At 38.5% G+C, this 18430-nt stretch carries 16 protein-coding genes and 1 pseudogene; 7 read left to right on the forward strand and 10 right to left on the reverse strand.

Translation table 11 applies throughout. The features are described from left to right. Positions 1 to 137 precede the first annotated feature (137 nt). The 4 genes and pseudogenes from I2I13_RS18815 (at position 138) to I2I13_RS18830 (ending at position 2328) form a co-directional block, all read left to right on the forward strand. Positions 138 to 773 (forward strand): vancomycin high temperature exclusion protein, encoded by a 636-nt coding sequence (locus tag I2I13_RS18815; protein ID WP_195650211.1) that lies wholly within the window; start codon positions 138 to 140, stop codon positions 771 to 773. Between the two features lie 108 nt (positions 774 to 881). Continuing rightward, positions 882 to 1064: pseudogene (locus I2I13_RS18820) on the forward strand (KilA-N domain-containing protein); the annotation flags it as partial. A gap of 87 nt (positions 1065 to 1151) precedes the next feature. Continuing rightward, the gene (locus I2I13_RS18825; RefSeq protein ID WP_195650212.1) at positions 1152 to 1628 is read left to right on the forward strand and encodes a hypothetical protein; all 477 of its coding nucleotides are present in this window, start codon (positions 1152 to 1154) and stop codon (positions 1626 to 1628) included. Positions 1629 to 1899: 271 nt separating this feature from the next. After that, a complete protein-coding gene (locus tag I2I13_RS18830; RefSeq protein ID WP_004300008.1) occupies positions 1900 to 2328 on the forward strand; it encodes an Hsp20/alpha crystallin family protein in 429 nt (142 codons plus the stop codon). A 328-nt stretch (positions 2329 to 2656) separates the two neighbouring features. On the opposite strand, the gene I2I13_RS18835 is transcribed toward I2I13_RS18830, so the two are convergent. Genes I2I13_RS18835 through I2I13_RS18845 form a run of 3 tightly spaced genes read right to left on the reverse strand, consistent with a single transcriptional unit; the run spans position 2657 to position 5589 of the window. Further along, the gene (locus I2I13_RS18835; protein WP_195650213.1) at positions 2657 to 3373 is read right to left on the reverse strand and encodes a hypothetical protein; all 717 of its coding nucleotides are present in this window, start codon (positions 3371 to 3373) and stop codon (positions 2657 to 2659) included. Positions 3374 to 3415: 42 nt separating this feature from the next. Next, positions 3416 to 4150, reverse strand: a complete 735-nt coding sequence (locus I2I13_RS18840; protein WP_195650214.1) for a hypothetical protein — start codon at positions 4148 to 4150, stop codon at positions 3416 to 3418. Further along, the gene (locus I2I13_RS18845; RefSeq protein WP_195650219.1) at positions 4147 to 5589 is read right to left on the reverse strand and encodes a hypothetical protein; all 1443 of its coding nucleotides are present in this window, start codon (positions 5587 to 5589) and stop codon (positions 4147 to 4149) included. Before I2I13_RS18845 ends, I2I13_RS18840 begins: the two co-directional genes overlap by 4 nt. 355 nt (positions 5590 to 5944) lie before the next feature. On the opposite strand from I2I13_RS18845, the gene I2I13_RS18850 reads away from it, so the two are divergent. Further along, positions 5945 to 7111 carry an IS4 family transposase gene (locus tag I2I13_RS18850; RefSeq protein ID WP_195650215.1) on the forward strand — a complete coding sequence of 389 codons (1167 nt, stop codon included), beginning with the start codon at positions 5945 to 5947 and terminating at the stop codon, positions 7109 to 7111. Positions 7112 to 7424: 313 nt separating this feature from the next. Here I2I13_RS18850 and I2I13_RS18855 read toward each other — a convergent pair whose 3' ends face one another. Continuing rightward, positions 7425 to 8321 (reverse strand): hypothetical protein, encoded by an 897-nt coding sequence (locus tag I2I13_RS18855; RefSeq protein WP_195650216.1) that lies wholly within the window; start codon positions 8319 to 8321, stop codon positions 7425 to 7427. Positions 8322 to 8444: 123 nt separating this feature from the next. On the opposite strand from I2I13_RS18855, the gene I2I13_RS18860 reads away from it, so the two are divergent. Then, on the forward strand, positions 8445 to 9359 hold the full coding sequence (locus tag I2I13_RS18860; protein WP_195650217.1) for an IS982 family transposase: 915 nt from the start codon (positions 8445 to 8447) through the stop codon (positions 9357 to 9359). Positions 9360 to 9823: 464 nt separating this feature from the next. On the opposite strand, the gene I2I13_RS18865 is transcribed toward I2I13_RS18860, so the two are convergent. From I2I13_RS18865 to I2I13_RS18885, 5 genes are all read right to left on the reverse strand, one after another. Continuing rightward, on the reverse strand, positions 9824 to 10939 hold the full coding sequence (locus I2I13_RS18865; protein ID WP_074638411.1) for an ABC transporter permease: 1116 nt from the start codon (positions 10937 to 10939) through the stop codon (positions 9824 to 9826). A 77-nt stretch (positions 10940 to 11016) separates the two neighbouring features. Further along, positions 11017 to 12120: an ABC transporter permease gene (locus I2I13_RS18870; RefSeq protein WP_004300010.1), complete on the reverse strand. Its 1104-nt coding sequence runs from the start codon at positions 12118 to 12120 to the stop codon at positions 11017 to 11019. Positions 12121 to 12122: 2 nt separating this feature from the next. Then, positions 12123 to 13592: an ATP-binding cassette domain-containing protein gene (locus I2I13_RS18875; RefSeq protein ID WP_074638398.1), complete on the reverse strand. Its 1470-nt coding sequence runs from the start codon at positions 13590 to 13592 to the stop codon at positions 12123 to 12125. Positions 13593 to 13616: 24 nt separating this feature from the next. Further along, entirely contained in the window at positions 13617 to 14522 is a 906-nt protein-coding gene (locus I2I13_RS18880; RefSeq protein ID WP_004303643.1) for an HlyD family secretion protein, read from the reverse strand. A 16-nt stretch (positions 14523 to 14538) separates the two neighbouring features. Next, positions 14539 to 15798 (reverse strand): TolC family protein, encoded by a 1260-nt coding sequence (locus I2I13_RS18885; protein ID WP_195650218.1) that lies wholly within the window; start codon positions 15796 to 15798, stop codon positions 14539 to 14541. Positions 15799 to 15959: 161 nt separating this feature from the next. Here I2I13_RS18885 and I2I13_RS18890 point away from each other — a divergent pair, with 161 nt between their 5' ends. Continuing rightward, positions 15960 to 16856 carry a helix-turn-helix domain-containing protein gene (locus I2I13_RS18890; RefSeq protein ID WP_148367490.1) on the forward strand — a complete coding sequence of 299 codons (897 nt, stop codon included), beginning with the start codon at positions 15960 to 15962 and terminating at the stop codon, positions 16854 to 16856. Positions 16857 to 16859: 3 nt separating this feature from the next. On the opposite strand, the gene I2I13_RS18895 is transcribed toward I2I13_RS18890, so the two are convergent. Beyond that, the gene (locus tag I2I13_RS18895) at positions 16860 to 17906 is read right to left on the reverse strand and encodes a mannose-1-phosphate guanylyltransferase (protein WP_148367492.1); all 1047 of its coding nucleotides are present in this window, start codon (positions 17904 to 17906) and stop codon (positions 16860 to 16862) included. Positions 17907 to 18430 lie beyond the last annotated feature (524 nt).

Consider the following 18430-nt stretch of genomic DNA (forward strand, 5'->3'; position numbering starts at 1 on the left):
TGCACTGTGTTTTTCATAGTATTAGATTTAAGGTTAACAAAGGTTGGAGCAAGGCGTTGCTCCTTTTTTTATGTCTATATGCTTGATTTCCTAAAAAAGAATGGTATTTTTGTGAAGTCACAATTATTATCCGAAACATGAAACGCAAACTGCTTTATACCACTCTAATAATTGTTATCCTGTGTGTAATCAGCATAGTTGTATGTAACAGGACGATCAAGAAACACACAGTCTCCAAACTATATACGGAAGTAAATACCATCCCTTCTAACAATGTAGGATTACTTCTCGGAACTTCTCCCAAGTTGAAAAGTGGAAATAACAATTTATACTTCGATTATCGGATTCTTGCAACAGTAGAGTTATATAAAGCCGGAAAAATTAAATATATCCTCATCAGCGGCGATAACCGTAAAGAGGATTACAATGAACCGGAAGAAATGAAGAAAGCACTCATGCAAAAAGGTATTCCTGAAAAATCCATTTATTTAGATTATGCCGGATTCCGGACTCTCGACTCTGTTGTACGTGCCAAAGAGGTGTTTGGACAAAATCGTCTGACCATCATCTCCCAACGTTTCCATAACGAACGAACAATCTATCTTGCAGAGAAAAATGGAATAGACGCCATCGGGTACAACGCCCAAAATGTAAATGCTTATGCCGGACTGAAAACTAACATCCGGGAATTACTCGCAAGAGTCAAAATGTTTATAGATTTAGGTATAGATAAACAACCTCATTTCTTGGGAGAGAAAATAATAATTGAATAAGCGAGATATCTCCGATGCATGGAAGTGAGTTTAACATATCCTGAATAAAAAGTGATATACGTTTCTTTATTCCCAAATATAACTCTACCTTTACTGAAAAATCAGAATATGGCAAAGATTACAGTTCAGAAAACAGATGCCAATGCTGTTATTGCCAACTGGCTACGTAATAGAATGACCATTGAATACTTAGGATTATGGGAGATATTGTACAACCCCCATTTTAAACCCCTCGAATTCGAGGGGTTTAAAAAAGAAGCAGGACTAAATGCGTTTACTCTTTCCCCTCAAGATAGACTCATCAAATTAAATCAAATAGCAATTCAACAAATGAGCATATTAGAAGATATTAAAAATAAAAAGTTATTGAAATAATTTATGGAACAACAAATTCAACTCAACGATCACAACAAGCAGGAATACCCTCCTATGCATACAGCAGAGCATTTACTCAATGCAACCATGGTGAAAACCTTTGGCTGCCCACGTTCTCGCAATGCACACATCGAAAGGAAAAAGAGTAAATGTGACTATATACTTTCGTCATGTCCGACAGCGGAACAAATCCAGTCTATTGAAGATAAAGTGAACGAGGTAATCAGTCAGAATCTACCTGTGACTGTTGAGTTTATGACTCATGAACAGGCCAAAGACATCGTAGATTTAAGTAAACTACCTGCCGATGCAAGCGAAACTCTTCGCATTGTCCGCATTGGAGATTATGATGCCTGCGCCTGCATCGGATTGCATGTATCCCATACTTCTGAAGTGGGTACCTTCAAAATCATTAGTTATGATTATGACGAAGAAAGGCAAACACTAAGAATAAGGTTCAAACTGATCGAGAAGAAGTAAACAGGTTATCAAATTAATATCTATCTTATATAAAATAAATAAAAACAGGATACATTTTGTCATTTATATTGCAAAAATGACATTATAAAAATGACAAATAGACAATTTTAGTCTCTAAAATCTCTTGGCATAAGGTTTGCATTTATAGAAGCGAACAACGGTTCGAGAGCGGACGATGGAAGGCGGGATAACCGATACCATCGGAAGTGAAAACACCGAAGTTCTAAATTTATTAATTGAATGTTTAACTTAAAGATAGGAGACTAAAATTATGATGCCTGTTAGAAGAACTCAAAGTTGGTTACCAAGTATCTTTAATGATTTCTTTGATAACGATTGGATGGTAAAAGCAAATGCTACTGCACCTGCAATTAATGTTTTGGAAACAGAAAAAGAGTACAAAGTGGAATTGGCTGCTCCTGGTATGACGAAGGATGATTTCAATGTTCGCATTGATGAAGACAACAACCTCGTTATCAGCATGGAGAAGAAGACTGAAAACAAGGAGGAAAAGAAAGACGGTCGCTATCTGCGTCGCGAATTCTCATACTCTAAGTTCCAGCAAACAATGATTCTACCGGACAATGTGGACAAAGAAAAAATTGCTGCATCCGTAGAACATGGTGTTTTAAACATCGAACTTCCGAAACTCTCTGAAGAAGAAGTAAAGAAGCCAAATAGACAAATCGAAATAAAGTAACGCAGTAACCACTTACTATTCACCGGAGACGGTGATTATAAATAATAAAAGAGGTTGTGTCACATTTTGACACAACCTCTTTTATTATTTATATAGCCGATGAAACAGTTTGGTATACATTATTTATGGGATAAAATGCGGGGGTAGCTGAATGCTTACGTTGTTACCACATGACAGTGATTTGCAAGTGATGTCTCCACAATGGTTAAAATAACAAATAGGAAATATAGCGAAGAATATGACTCAGCTTTATGATTGATTTGTAATATCTATTAGGGTGAATTCCTTAAGTTTACCACCCCTGTCTGTTCAAACAGATAATGGCTTATTATTTCATCTTCAGGTCAAATAAGTATAATTTTCCCAAAATCTCTAGCGTTTTTGATAGAAAATCAGATTCTTCTATATATGTTTCTGGAAGAGTACTAACTAACGTATGCACTTTAGTTGCAAGTATAACATCAGCTGTGTTATACGAAATATTAAATTTTTGGATCAAACAAGAATGGGCCTTTGGGGCTGATCCACTTTTTCGAATAATTTCCAATATTTCCGGAATGTATTCAGACACTTTTATTAAATCTATTACTATTGAAAGGTCTTCTTGTACTTTTACTATCCATTTGTCTACTTGACCATACATATAATAAAATATAGAATGATCCAGTTTTAAATTATATATTTTAAAATATACACCATATTCATCCTCATCAAACAAAAGAGAAGGAATATCCTCAAATGAATCAACTTCTTTTGGTATCACCCATTCTTTTTTGCTATGTTCAAATTCTTGTATCATTTTCCAAAGAGAAGGGTCATCATATGTAAATCCACTTTCTAAATCTTCTGTAGGATTGTTTTCTATAAATAGTTCTTTAGCCTTCTCTAGAAACAACCTTTTGTGAATATTCTTTGTCTTTTTTATATCATCGGCAAGAAAGTCATTATGGAGCAAAAAATATCTCCAAAAGTTTATAATATCTAAATCAGAAACAGTAATTACGCCTGTTCTATTTTTAAGGCTTAAAATATTTTTTGCATCCATAAATCCCTATAACTAAATAATGATTAGCACAAAAAGCTTGTGCTATTTATTCAAATATTCTTGCAACTTACCCTCAATACAATAGTAAGATAACAGTGTATTGAGAAAATCTACTGTCGGTCTTTTTTCCTTAGGTAAAGATTTCATGTAAGATGTAAATAACACAAAAGTACCTTTCAATTTGGAATCTGTTATTTCAGGAGAGATCCTTTCTTTACAACCTAGTAAGCCCTCTATACGATATAGTTCTCCACAAAAAACATTTCCTACATATTTTAAGTCATACCCCATCCAAATATATCCTAAGTCTGATAATTTTCCCCAATAAGCTGCCGATTCTTTATTCGCTACTACAATTACTTTAGGCGTTATTACCTCCTCAATAACATGTTGAGTAATATTTAATTGTTCTGCAATAAAAGATATTCCACCGTCACGAGAGAGGATTTCTTTACTCAAGAATGACTGTTCCGTTTCTCTAAAACAGAATAAGTCCCAATATGCAGCTTTATTTCTCAAGTCTATAGAATCAGAAAACAGCATATTTTTTACCGGAGACCAATAAGAGTCTCCTTTATCATCCACCAGTATAGTCTCGAAAGAAAATGTACCACTTTGGCATACTGCTCCTTCCCGAAAAGAAGGGTTCATACCAGTTATCAGAATATCCTTATTTCCATGATTTTCCGAAACCATATATCCTCTTTCTTTAATTTTTACAGGTAGCTGTTCCGGAATACGTTGCCAAAGTCTTGCTAATTGTTCTAAATAATTCATAATAATATGTTTTTAATTTTATTCTGTAAATAAGATGGTTCTTTCAATGTTGTAACATCTTCTGTAAATAGTACCGGAATTTGGGTTCCATTTAAAATATAACATCCGTCTCGTTTATTGAAGCTAGCCGGATCAATCCAACGACCTTTTCCAAGTATCAGATGTTTACAGTAATCACTGAAAAAGATAACTATCGGAGGATTTATCTTTATAATCAAATCATAAGTCAGTTCAAGTTGTTCCCTTATAAAATTCGAATCTAATGACAGTAGATGCTTTCTATCATTTTCACGAGCATACAATAAATTCAAATGTGAATAAGATGCATGAGCTGCTATTCCCCTCGTAAATTCTTCCAATTCACGAAAATATTCTGGTGGATTAAGTTCTCCACAGACATTCTCGTAAAATAAGGATCTACCATTTGCACTATGAAGTAATATATCATCATCTCCTTCATAAAAATTGGGATTTATCCCTATATATAATAGACTATTTTTAATAGCATCAGTTACAAATATAGGTCTTCTCTCTGCCTGATTACCAATTACAGCTACATATTTCCTCCAAATTTCCGCTAGCCGATTTTCTATTATATTATCCTCGTTCAAGTTTACGATATTTGTTGAGATAGCATCTTTGTCAGGTAAATTATCAGAATTCATATTCTCAATAACATCGCCATAAGTGACATCAAACTCTTTGTTTGAGGAGGTATTCAAATCTTCTGTAACTTGATTATTTGCTTGTAAATTAGCTATTTTCTGCTTTTCTAAAGTATCAATAAGCTGGACTTGTGGTGAAGCTTTTCTTTTCTTACAGAATTGTAATAAAAGCTTTGAATAAACATCAATATCGACATTTGTTAATACTTGTACAGACTCTCCTAACGTTATCTGAAATTTGGATAAATAAATATCATATAACTGATTCTCCATTTTCTTTCGTTCCTTATCCTTTTTTGTATCATTACTCAATAAAGAATTAAAAAAAGAAAGGTTATTCCAATTTCTGACAGTCAACTTTGCCGATATATTATTAAAAAAAGACTTTGTATCAGGAAAGTCTGCCACATCAAGATTTAGAGCAGATTCAATCTCACGACTTAACTGATTCAAATTTTCTGTTTCTATCCTGTTTCTCTCCGCCTCTTGTTCCAATTTAAATATTTCGCGTTGATGTTCTTCTTCCAATCGCTGTTTTCGTAACAATTCTTCATAAGCTACATCTCTTTCCTTTTCAAGCATCAATGCTAAATGTTCATCCTTAAGTTGCCTTGCTGTTTTTCTCGGCACATACATTTCAGCCGATGGACTTGATTTTCTAGAAGAGGTTCTCCTATAAGGGGTTGAATGTGCATCTCCAAATACAAAATTGGAAATAGCCTTACCCGTATTTTTCCCCAATTCTCTTTTCAAAGCGTTTTCAAAGGTTCCCATGCAGTATTATTTTTTGTTATTAGTTTCTTGTATTATTAGTAACAACAAAATTAACAATATATACAATAAATCAAACAAAAAACAAAGGTTGTTCAATAATTATAACAATAATTATATTTACTGCATTACTACTGGTGCGATAAAATCGCACCAGTAGTAATCTTAGAATACCGACAATTAGGTTTAGCCATCACAGTAGTAATACAACCCTCATCTTTATAATTATGATCACTACTGTCCACTAAAATTCATCAACAATTGACATAACATACAGATCTATAAATGCTTATGACCATAATTTTACTCTGCACTCTTGAAATGACTAAATTTGCAGCTTATAGCAAAAAGTCACAAGATGTTCAAAGGCCAGTATGTTTTCACTCAGCTCTGTTCCTATCTCCTCAAAAATCAATTTGATTGGTTTGTCAAGAAATACAAAGGTAATAAGTATGTAAAGTCATTCACCTGTTGGAACCATTTGTTAGTCATGATATTTGGCCAGTTATCAAATAGAGAAAGTTTGCGGGATTTAGTCTCAACTCTGAACGCCCACCAGAATAAGTTCCATCATTTGGGATTTGGTGATAGTGTAACGCGCAGTAATCTTTCCAAAGCGAATGAAATAAGGGAATTGCGAATTTTTGAAGATATGGCAAACCTCATGATTTCCATTGCACGGACCAAACGCATAGACAAGCATGACTTTTTTCTTGATGGTAACGTATATGCATTTGATTCCTCAACGATCTTCTTATGCCTTAGCACATTTTGGTGGTCAAAGTTACATCATGGCAAAGGAGGTGTTAAGTTACACACTCTTTTGGACGTAAAAACAGATATACCTGCTTTCAATATTATAACGGATGCTAATGTGCATGATTCCAAGGTTATGGATAAGATTCCTTATGAACCAGATGCCTATTATATTTTTGATCGTGCCTATATGGATACGGAGCAGCTTTATTCCATTCACCAGAAAGAGAGTTTCTTTGTTGTTCGGGAAAAACGGAAGATGAAATTTACCGTTGATCACGACCGCAACTATAATAAACCTGGAACAGGAGTAATGGCTGACCAAATCATACTTTTTGAAGGCATCAATCCGAAGAAACAATATCCTAGTCCTATCAGGCGGGTGGTTTATTATGATAAAGAAGGCAACAGAACCTTTGTTTTCTATACAAATAATATGGAGATTGTACCAGAATATGTAGCACTCCTTTATAAATATAGGTGGCGGGTAGAGCTATTTTACAAATGGCTGAAGCAGCATCTTCGAATCAAAGAGTTTTATGGTACATCGGAGAATGCTGTCAAGATACAAATCTATTGCGCAATCATTGCTTACTGCCTAGTGGCAACTGTCGAGCATGATTTGCACCTGAATATGGACACTTATGATATGTTAAGAATATTGACCATATCTCTCGTTGACAGAACAGATCTTGCCGACCTGTTTAGACTGACGAAGAAAAGTGGAGACTATCAAAATGACACTCAATTAAAACTTAATTTCTCTTAGTGGACACTAGTGAATTATGATATAAAATATCACCTATAAAAAAAACGATCAGCCAACGACTTAATCATGTACTGGTCGGTTCAAAAAGGTTATCATTCAAAACTTCACAAAATTGTATTCTTTACGATAATACTGGAGTATCTGGCACTTCAGGTGCTTGTCCACTAGTAGGTTGTTGTGCCTGACCAGCCATAGGTTTTATCGGATTGCCAGCTATAATTGTCTGCGGCTGTCCTTGCGGTAATGGCTGAGCTACTGGCTGCTGTATTATTCCAGCAGGTTGTGCACCAGGGGCAAATATCGTAGCACCACCCTATGCATTTTGGCCAATTGCTGCAGCTGCAGTTACTTCTGGAAATAATCCTGCAACATATTCTCTTATTCCAGGAGCATCAGCTATGACCCGTGCCAGATAGTTCTTCATGCGACGTTTCACGTCCAAAACTGGTTCATGATAGCCATACTGCGTTTCCAGATCAACATTTTGCGCTTCTTCAAAGTACTTCAAAACATCTTCTTGTTTCAGTTTGGAAATCTGTGTCATTGCACCGTTGACTCCAAGCGGAAACAGAGCTTCTTTCGGTTCTCCTTGTGCTTCGACTTTCCATTCACGCTTTAAAATTGTGCCAACAATCTTACCGATAACTGTGCACTTAATTTCTTTACCACCGTATAAATCGAATGCCTGCACTGGTTTAGCTCCAAGTGCTACTTCTTGTTCAGATGGACGTGCCATAGAATTAAACAGCCTTACTAATTCAAGAGGTATATACATAGGCAGCATCTTTCCGTTCATTGTCGGGTCTGATGGATAAGCAATGATTTGCACGTAAGCATAGTTTGCACGTTGCATACGAAGAAGTTGTGTTTTGTTCTGTACTGCTGGGTCTTTCGAGTTACGAAGTTTCCACCAAACATCGAATACTTCGCAAAACTCGTAGTGATTTTCAGCCGGACGATTGAATGTTGTACGAGAATCGAACAAAAATGTTCCAAGGTTGTCAGTAAATGCATAGAAATTCTTACCAACTAACGATTTATTCGGATTCTTCAAAGATGGCATAGGACGAATAATAAACACCAGTTTGTCATTTACGTCCTTGGGGTTCGGGTCAAACAAAGTATTCTCGAACTTTTCGCGAAACATTCCCTTGTTGACTTCATCAGCATGTTGACCAATAAAGGTACTAATTCCTTCTTGTTTTTCCATAATCGTAAACTAAATTAACGTGGGTTCGATATAACATTAAAATTATCCACCTGATTATCAGCAATATAGTAGTAAAATATTTAATTTATAGTACACAATTATAAGATTTAAACGATTACCATTATGTTCTCAGAGGCTAAAGTTACAGAGATTTATTGTATGGCGGATGATTTTTGCAAGGAATTTACGTTGCAACAGAAAAAATATATGGTCGAAGATACGACTCGCACGCATCGGAATAAACCTAACCAAATGAATGATGCAGAAATAATGGTTATCCTTATCTTGTTCCATTCGGGAGGATTTAGATGTTTTGAACATTATTACAAGGAATATATGTGCAAGCATTTGACACATCTTTTCCCCCACCGTGTATTGTACAACCGTTTTGTGGAATTGGAAAAAGAAGTCCTGTTGCCGTTGATCATCTTCATCAAGCAAGTGCTATTGGGTACATGTACCGGTATCAGCTTCGTGGATTCCACCCCGCTTCGTGGATGCCGTAACCAACGGATACTGATACACAAGACTTTTGAAGGGTTGGCTACCCGTGGGAAGTGCTCCATGGGATGGTCCTTTGGGTTCAAGCTCCATCTGATAATCAATGACAAGGGAGAAATCCTGAATTTTATGTTCACCCCTGCAAACGTGGATGACAGGGAACCGTTGAAACAAGGGAATTTCCTGAAGAACATCAAAGGAAAGCTTTGTGCGGACAAAGGATATATTGGTCAGGCACTGTTTGAAAACCTGTTCTTGAACGGTATTCAGTTGCTTACCAAAGTGAAGAATTCATTGATGAGTGTGGCGGACAAAATTTTATTGAGGAAACGTGCATTGATTGAGACTGTTAATGACGAATTGAAAAATATTGCACAGATTGAACATTCTAGACACCGTTCATTCAACAACTTTATAGCCAATGCCCTTTCAGCTATTGCTGCCTACTGTTTTTTTGATAAGAAGCCTGCCATTGATGTGATTTTATCAAGGATAGGCAGCTTGTGTTATTTTAAGTTATATCGAACTCACGTTTGATACTAACTGATGTAACAACTGACCAGAAAATTTAAAATGGCTCACAAGGTTGGAGAATGCATTGAACAGCCCCGCTACACGAAAAAAAATAGAATACTTATGTGGCGGTGATAATCAAAAGTTCATAGATAATCCGAGTTGTTTAAGAGATCTCACTGGTACAAACCAAGATGTAATGTGTATGAGAACGGTTACATAGAAAAAGGCTAAAGCTGCTTATAACGGGTTATGAAATGGGCTGAAGAACCGAGCAAGCCGTCCCCTAATACAAGTAGTATGGGGGGGGAATGGATATTTACCCAACCTAATTCTCCGATAATTCAGGATACATATAGACAACCTTTATGTTGGAAAAGTTATAACGAGAAATCAATATACTACTCAAATTTTATGTACAATATTTCAAATAATGTATACCAAACTGTTTTTATATTGTCTTTGCTGGCAATACCACCTTACTATCCTTAGTTATTCTTCCGATAACTAATCACTGCCCAACTATTAAACACTACTGCAAAAAACAACAATACTCCAAACTGTGGCAGTAAATCAAAGAAACCACTCCCCTTTAAATACACCATTCGCATCACTTCCATAAAATACCTCAAAGGATTGAGCCTGGTAATTAGTTGAGCCCATTCCGGCATACTGCTAATGGGAGTAAACAAACCACTCATCAAAATTACAACCAACAAACAGAACCACATAACAAACGTAGACTGTTGCATCGTTGCCGAGTAGTTGGAAATAACAAGTCCGAAACCGGACATTACCAGAACGAAAAGAACTGCGAAAAAGTAAATCAATAGAAAATGACCGACCGGCACTATGCCATAAATTAACCAGACTAATATGAAACATACAGTCAGCACCACAAAACCAATCAACCAGTAAGGCAGGAGCTTTGCCAAAATAAAGATAAACTTCGGAACCGGCGTCACATTGATTTGCTCAATCGTTCCTACTTCCTTCTCGCTAACTATATTCAATGCAGGCAAGAAACCACAAATCAAAGTTAATAACATGACCATCAATGCCGGAATCATATAGAGTTTATAGTTCAGATTCGGATTAAACAACCCCTGTGTATCAATGCCTATCGAAGGGAAAGCACCGGAGACTGTAGCAGTTGTAGGATATTCCGAACGCAGCTCGGCTGCATAATCATTAATAATAGAAGATAGATAAGAACTCCCCAGCCCTCCTTTTGTCCCATTCACAGCATTGGCTGCTATCAGTATGTGGGTATCTTCTCCATTCATCCAATCCCGTTCCAGATGCCGCGGAATTTCCATCACAATATCCGCCGTTCCAATTTCAATATTCCGTAGGCCTTCTTCATACGAAGCCGGCACTTCCACCAGACGGAAATAGGTAGAGGCGGCAATCTTATTGACTAAACGTTGTGAAATAGCCGAATGGTCATTATCCACAATATTCAGCTGTATATTCTTGATTTCCAGGTTTACCGCCCAAGGCATCAACAGCATAATCATGCATGGAAATACAAGAATCAATTTCGGAAGAAACGAATTGCGAAGCAATTGTTTAAACTCTTTTTCTATCAGGAACTTTATCATAAATAATTCTTCCATTTATCAATCTGCCCATTAGCACACTGTATAGTATTCATGCAGCCAATTGGCATATCGACCTATTATTCCAATCTATACTTAAATTTCTTGATACTGATCGTGATAAGTACCGTCGCCATCAATAACAAGATACCAATCTCTTTATACACCAATGCAACTGGTACTCCTTCAATCATCAGTTTACGCACAGCCTGTATATACCAACGTGCCGGAAGTATATCCGAGATCCATTGAAGTATCACCGGCATACTCTCTATAGGGAAAATCATGCCCGATAAAAGCATTGTGGGCATCATCAGCATCAATCCGGAAACCAGCATGGCCGCAACCTGTGTACGTGTGACTGATGAAATCAATAAGCCCAATGCCAAGGATACGAAGATAAACAGCAAAGATACCGTGATTAACCAGAACAAACTTCCTACCACCGGAACATCCAACACAAAGACCGAAAGCAAAAGAATCGTTATCAGATTGACGAACGACAGCACAAAATAAGGTACAGCCTTTGCCAAAATAATAAATAGCGGCTTCACAGGTGAAACCAATAATACTTCCATCGTGCCTGTTTCTTTCTCACGAACAATGGAAATCGAGGTCATCATGGCGCAAATCAGCATCAGGATCAAGCCCATCACTCCCGGAACAAAGTTATAAGCACTCTTCATCTGCGGGTTGTAGAGCAATTTGATATCAGGAGTCAGGCGGGCAGCCGACATATTCGGGGGAATCATCTCCTGGCCTACCATAGAAACGATTCCTGTCGCATAATTAACTTGCGAAGTCGACATATTGGGATCTGTTGCATCTACTATCAGCTGTACACGAGCATCACCCGTATAGAGATCATCCGCAAACCGTTCGCTAAAGACAATCGCCATATCAACTTCATTCTTTAGGAAAGCAGCTTCCATTTCCTGGGGCGAATGAAAACGTGCAGTAACGGTGAAATACTCACTGGCATCCAAACGATCAATTATTTTTCGCGTTACCACATCATTAGAAGGATCGAGCACCGCCAACCGAACATTCTTCACTTCCGTGCTGATAGCAAAACCGAATAGAATAATTTGCACGACAGGCATCCCCAACAAAATCAGCATGGTTCGCCGGTCACGGAAAATATGATAAAACTCTTTCTTTATAAAAGCTATAAACTGTCTCATAATCAATCTGCTTTGCGCACCGCACCGCGGGCTAATTTCTGAAAAACGTCATCCATCGTTTCCGCACCGAATTGTTGTTTCAGACGGGCAGGTGTATCAAGTGCTTTTATCTGACCGTCCACCATGATAGATATCCGGTTGCAATATTCCGCTTCATCCATATAATGGGTAGTGACAAACACGGTAATACCCTGATCGGCTGCCTGATAGATCAATTCCCAGAACTGCCTTCTCGTAGCAGGGTCTACTCCGCCGGTCGGCTCATCCAGAAAAACGATTCTCGGTTCATGGAATATTGATACTGAAAAAGCCAATTTCTGTTTCCATCCCACCGGAAGGCTCTTCACCAGAGTATCCCGTTCGGCTGTAAGCTCCAAACGATCCAACAATTCTTCTGTCTTCCGTTCTATCTCCTGTTCCTTCATGCCATAAATTCCGGCAAACAGACGGATATTCTCCCACACTTTCAGATCTTCATATAGCGAAAACTTTTGGCTCATATAGCCGATATTTTTCTTTACTTGTTCGGCCTCCCGGTAAATGTCATATCCTGCCACCTTTCCGATGCCTGATGTCGGTTTACTTAATCCGCAAAGCATACGCATAGCTGTCGTCTTTCCTGCTCCATTAGCACCCAGAAAGCCAAATATCTCGCCCCGGTTCACCTGAAAGGAGATATGATCTACTGCAGTAAAATCTCCAAAACACTTTGTCAACTGTTCCACCTCAATGACCGGAGCTACTTCATGCTTCACTTCCTCCCGCTCCAAAGAAGGAGGGCAAAGGATAGACGCAAATTGATGAAGAATACGTTCCGGGGTATCAATGCCATGAATCTGTCCATGATTGATGAAAGCAATCCGGTCACATTGCCGAGCCTCATCCATAATGGGAGTAGAAACGACAATGGTAATACCCTGTTCACGTAAATTTCGGAGCATTTGCCAGAATTCCTTACGTGACACAGGATCCACTCCGGTAGTGGGTTCATCCAGAAATAAAATATCCGGTTTATGAATCAAAGCGCAGCTCAATGCCAGTTTCTGCTTCATACCACCCGACAAAGCTCCTGCCCTTCTTTTCCTGAACGGTTCTATCTGTTGATAGATATCTTTAATTAAATCATAATTCTCTTGAACTGTCGTATGGAACACGGTAGCAAAAAACTCCAGATTCTCTTCTACCGAAAGATCCTGGTAAAGTGAAAAACGACCGGGCATATATCCCACTTTCGTACGAATCTGTTTATAATCCGCTACCACATCCAGTCCGGTAACCATGGCCGTTCCTTTATCCGCCAGCAACAAAGTAGTCAGAATACGGAATAAGGTACTCTTACCGGCACCGTCAGGCCCTATCAGGCCAAAGATTTCTCCCCGTTCCACAACGAAAGAAACTTCTTTCAGCGCCTCCACCTTTCCATAGTTCTTGCCGACTTCTTTCACAACCACTATGGGTTCTCCCTTTTCCATCTCCTTGCGTTTAATTTTTAATCATTAATTTTTCAATGTCACTCCTCCGTACATACCAATCTTCAATGCTCCGTCATTCTTCACGGCAATTTTCACTGCATATACCAGATTAGCACGTTCATTTTTCGTCAAAATCGTTTTGGGAGTGAACTCCGAACGGTCGGAAATCCATGTCACTACCCCCGGATAAGCTTTCTGCTCCGAGTTTCCATAATCAGCATACACAGTTACCTCATCTCCCAATTTCACTTGCGACAACTGTTCGGAGGTAATGTAAGCCCTCAAATACATGCGATCCACTTCAGCCACTTTAAACAAAGGTTTGCCTATCGCCGCCAATTCACCGGCTTCTGCATATTTTGCCAATACTGTACCTTCGATAGGCGACTGGACATGACATTTAGCTAACTGATCCTCCATCTGTGCAACCTGTATGGCAACCGAATTTCCTTGTTCTATCAGGCTATTTGTACTATTCTGCAATGATGATTCCTGTGCGACAAGCTGCCTTTCAAGCAATTTGACTTGTGCATCCCAATCGTCCAGCTGTTTCTGATTCGCCGCTCCTGCAGCAAGCAGATTTTCCACGCGTTTCTTTTCACGTTCAGCCGTTGCTATTTGCTGTTTGGTAGCAGCTATCTGTTTAGCAAGATCCGGACGTTGGCTTTCCACTGATTTCATACTGGCTTCCAGTTGTAGTTTTTTCAAATACAATTGTACCGTATCCACCAGTCCAATCTCCTCACCTGCTTTCAGTCTTGTCCCCTCTTCTACCTCCAGTCGCAACAACTTTCCGGCAGCTTCGGCAGAGACTATCACTTCTGTGGCTTCAAACGTGCCGGTTGCATCATAGCTGGGTATTCCCTTACCACAAGCAGCCAACATTATCAATGCCACTCCAACCATTCCTATCTTTGTCATTCGTTCCATATCTAAAGAAGTTATATTAATCATTCATAGTATATTTCAATTGATAAATTCCCATTAACCGTTGAATTTCATGCAGCGCTTTCGACTGACGTGCCAAACTCTCATTGGTCAATTCCCGAAGCATCTCGGTCACCGTCAATGTTCCATTCGCCACTTTAGCTTCTGCCGATTTGCGAATATTGGTACGCAAACGGATAATCTCATCATCATCCTGCATTTGCTTTTCCAATGATTGGATGGCCTGATCCTGTTGTGTCATCTCCAATCTTGTATTAAAAAGAAATACATCCCGGTTATTATCCAATTGCCGGCGTTTATTTTCAATTACCTTCCGGTCATTCTTCAAGGTGTACAAACTACCGAAACTCCATGAAAGGCGAACACCCGCAATATAGTAAGGAGAAAATTCATTTTTCAGCATATTCAGTCCGGGGTTTCCATAGGCTCCCTGCACAAACAATCCGAACTGTGGAAGATGACGCACATTCAAAGCTTTCTCCTGTACTTGTAATCCTACTCCTTGCGCATTAAACAAAGACAATTCCGGACGACGAATCTCACTGACAGCCGAAACCTCATCTTGAGGAACAGGTTTCTCCAAAACCGTTTCCTGTGGCAACTTCTCTCCTACCAGAAGTGAAAGCATCTTCAAATATGCCATACGCGATGAAACCAGTTCTACTCTTTTCTGCTTTGTGTTCAGCTGTTCCACTTTCACAGCATCCAAATCGGCCTGATTGGCAATGCCATTTTCTACGTAGGCAGCAATCTGGCGATAATTTCTCTCCAGTTCATCTTGCAACAATGCATTCTGTTTCAACTGCTCATCCAACAAAAGAATTCCAAAATAAAGGTCATTTACACGACTATTCAGCGCATACATATCCACATTCAGCTTTTCTTTCTCTATCTCCGCTTCCGCAGTCGTTTGTTTCTTCTGCATCCGGATTCCTCCGCCATCCCAGATTTTCTGTTGTAACTCCAACATCACCTGATACTGATCTTTCGGCAGTCCTTTCAAATCCACTCCGGGGAGCTTCACCGGAATTTCTGTTACCTCACTCTGATAAGAAGCTTTAGCCGAAAGGGCAAACTGTGGCAAATATCCTTTTGCCGCATTCTCAAGATTATATTCCTTTGTTTTCTCCACCAGACCATACTGATGTACCAACGGATAATTTTCCTGCGTCTTCCGTTGACATTCTTCCAACGTTATCTGCGCATTTATTCCCGATACAAACAATAAAAAGGAGAAACTGAAAAACATTCTTTTCATACACATCATTTCTTTAATTTCTTCAAAAGACAAAGATAGAGATTTCAAAGATACATTCACATTCCGATAGTTAGTAAAAATATCCCAATAGTTCGATAAAGAGAAAGAATAAAAGGCTATTTGCTGATTTTTATTATCTTTGACGGAAAAAACAGATAGAGATGGAAAAGAAAATACCATTGAATATAGGTCTCGAAATCTTAGAAAATCCGGATGTCGTCCGACATAACGAATTCCGTTACATATCTCCGCATTTTGGATTCGTAAATAGCTTCGCCCAATTAGAATCCAATCTTATCATACTGGGCCAGCCTTATCGTATCAAAGAAGGACGCATCGCAGTCATCAAACAGGGATATGCACGCGTTTTAATCAACCTGATAGAAGAAACCTTTCAGCGGGACAAGCTACTATTAATTGTTCCGAATTCCATTCTTCAGATTATAGAAGTCTCTCCGGATTTTGATATGCAGATGGTAGCCATGGACGCAGAATTTCTTTCTATAGCCGGAAAAGACAATTTCTTCACTCATCTTTCACAGTTACAGAAAAACCTCATATTATCTCTGACCTCACATGAGTACGACTTGTTTAAGAGTTACTTTGCTTTAATATGGAATATATTACAAGAACCGACATTCCGACGGGAAGCTATTCAATATCTACTGATCAGTATTCTGTGCAATATAGAATATCTTGTCAAAAACAGCAATCAAAAAGAACAGAGCTGCCAGACACATCAGGAAGAGATTTTCCAGCGTTTCATTTCTTTAGTCAATGCTTATAGCAAGAGAGAACGTAATGTTAGTTTTTATGCGGATAAGCTATGTCTCACTCCCCGCTATCTTAACACTATCATCCGCCAAACCAGTCAACAAACAGTAATGGACTGGATAAACCAGTCCATTATATTAGAAGCTAAAGTATTGCTAAAACATAGCAATCTGCTTGTTTATCAAATTTCTGATGAATTGAACTTCCCTAATCCTTCTTTTTTCTCGAAGTTCTTTAAGCGAATGACAGGAATGACACCACATGAATATCAATTCTCGAAATAAATTTTATTTCGAGAATTCCTTAATTCTTTGCTCTTCTTCCAGCTTGCAGATCAATAATGTGTTATCTTTCTCTGCAATGATATATCCATCCAAGCCTTGAATGACTACTCGTTTTTCTTCGCTGGCATGCACAATACAATTTTTACTTTCATACAAACGGATATCGGTTCCTACGGTTGCATTTCCAGACTTATCCTGTGGAAGCAAACCGCGAAGTGCTCCCCATGTACCCAGATCTGACCAGCCAAAAGAAGCGGGAAGTACATAAATCTCCTGTGCTTTCTCCATCACTGCATAGTCGATAGAAATGCTTTCGCAAGTAGGGAATAACTTCTTGATCGTTTCATTTTCTTTCTCTGTATAGAAATCGGGGAAAATGCGATCGAAAATTTGTGCGATGCCCGGAGCATATACACGCAGCACGGAAGTAATAGTACGCACGTTCCACACAAAGATTCCCGCATTCCAGAAGAAATTGCCTTCTGCCAGATACTTTTCGGCAGTCTCTTTATCCGGTTTTTCCTTAAATGCATCTACAGTGTAAATCTCTTTATCTGTCTGGAGCTGATCAGCAGCAGCAATATATCCGTATCCGGTTTCCGGACGAGTTGGCCGGATACCTATCGTTACAATGGCGCTGCCATCATCTGTGAAACGAAGGGCTTTCTCCATCACTCTACGGAATTCTCCCGTATCAATGACTAATGCATCCGAAGGAGTTACTACAATGTTAGCATTCGGATGTTTTTTCTTGATCTTCCAGCAAGCAAAAGCAATGCAGGGTGCAGTATTGCGCGCACAAGGCTCCGCCAAAATATTACTTTCCGGAATTTCCGGCAACTGCTCCCGAACAATATCAATGTATTTTTCAGAAGTTACGACCCACATATTTTCTTTAGGGCAAACACCGTCGAAACGATCTGCCGTCAACTGAATCAGCGACCGGCCACATCCCATTACATCAATAAATTGTTTAGGACATTCCGGAGTGCTCATCGGCCAGAAGCGGCTCCCTATGCCACCAGCCATTATTACAACATGATTATCCATACCTGTTATTCTCCTGTTAAAAAAATATTCTTTAAAATAGGTGTGCAAGGTACGCTAAAATGTCCAAAACAGCAAATAAAGATAAGAGTATTTGTAAGCTCCCAATAAAGTACCAATATTTATTATGAAGAAGTATTCAATATAAAAACGGAAGACAACAAAAGTGCTATCTCCCGTTTTGAGTTGTATATTATCTAGTGATAATATCATTTCAAATATCAACGATCTTCACAGACAGTTGATATAATAGAAATCACATCGGATTTACACCGACATGAGGGCGTTGATCAGGAATACACCGCCGTATATTTCCTGACCACAAAATGTAGGGACTTCATGTGTGTAGCATGAAGTTAGGGACCTACATGTTCCATCTCACTTTTGTGTAAAGTATTAAAAGTACTCTATGACATTATTAACTTAAAAAATCTTGGTCACCAATAAAATGTAAGCACTCATTGTACGGCTATAATACCCACAAAGGTATTGTAGCCCACATTGAGTTGTATTTTTGATTAATAATT

The sequence above is a fragment of the Bacteroides sp. D55t1_190419_B8 genome, assembly GCF_015558905.1.
Classification (GTDB): domain Bacteria; phylum Bacteroidota; class Bacteroidia; order Bacteroidales; family Bacteroidaceae; genus Bacteroides; species Bacteroides vicugnae.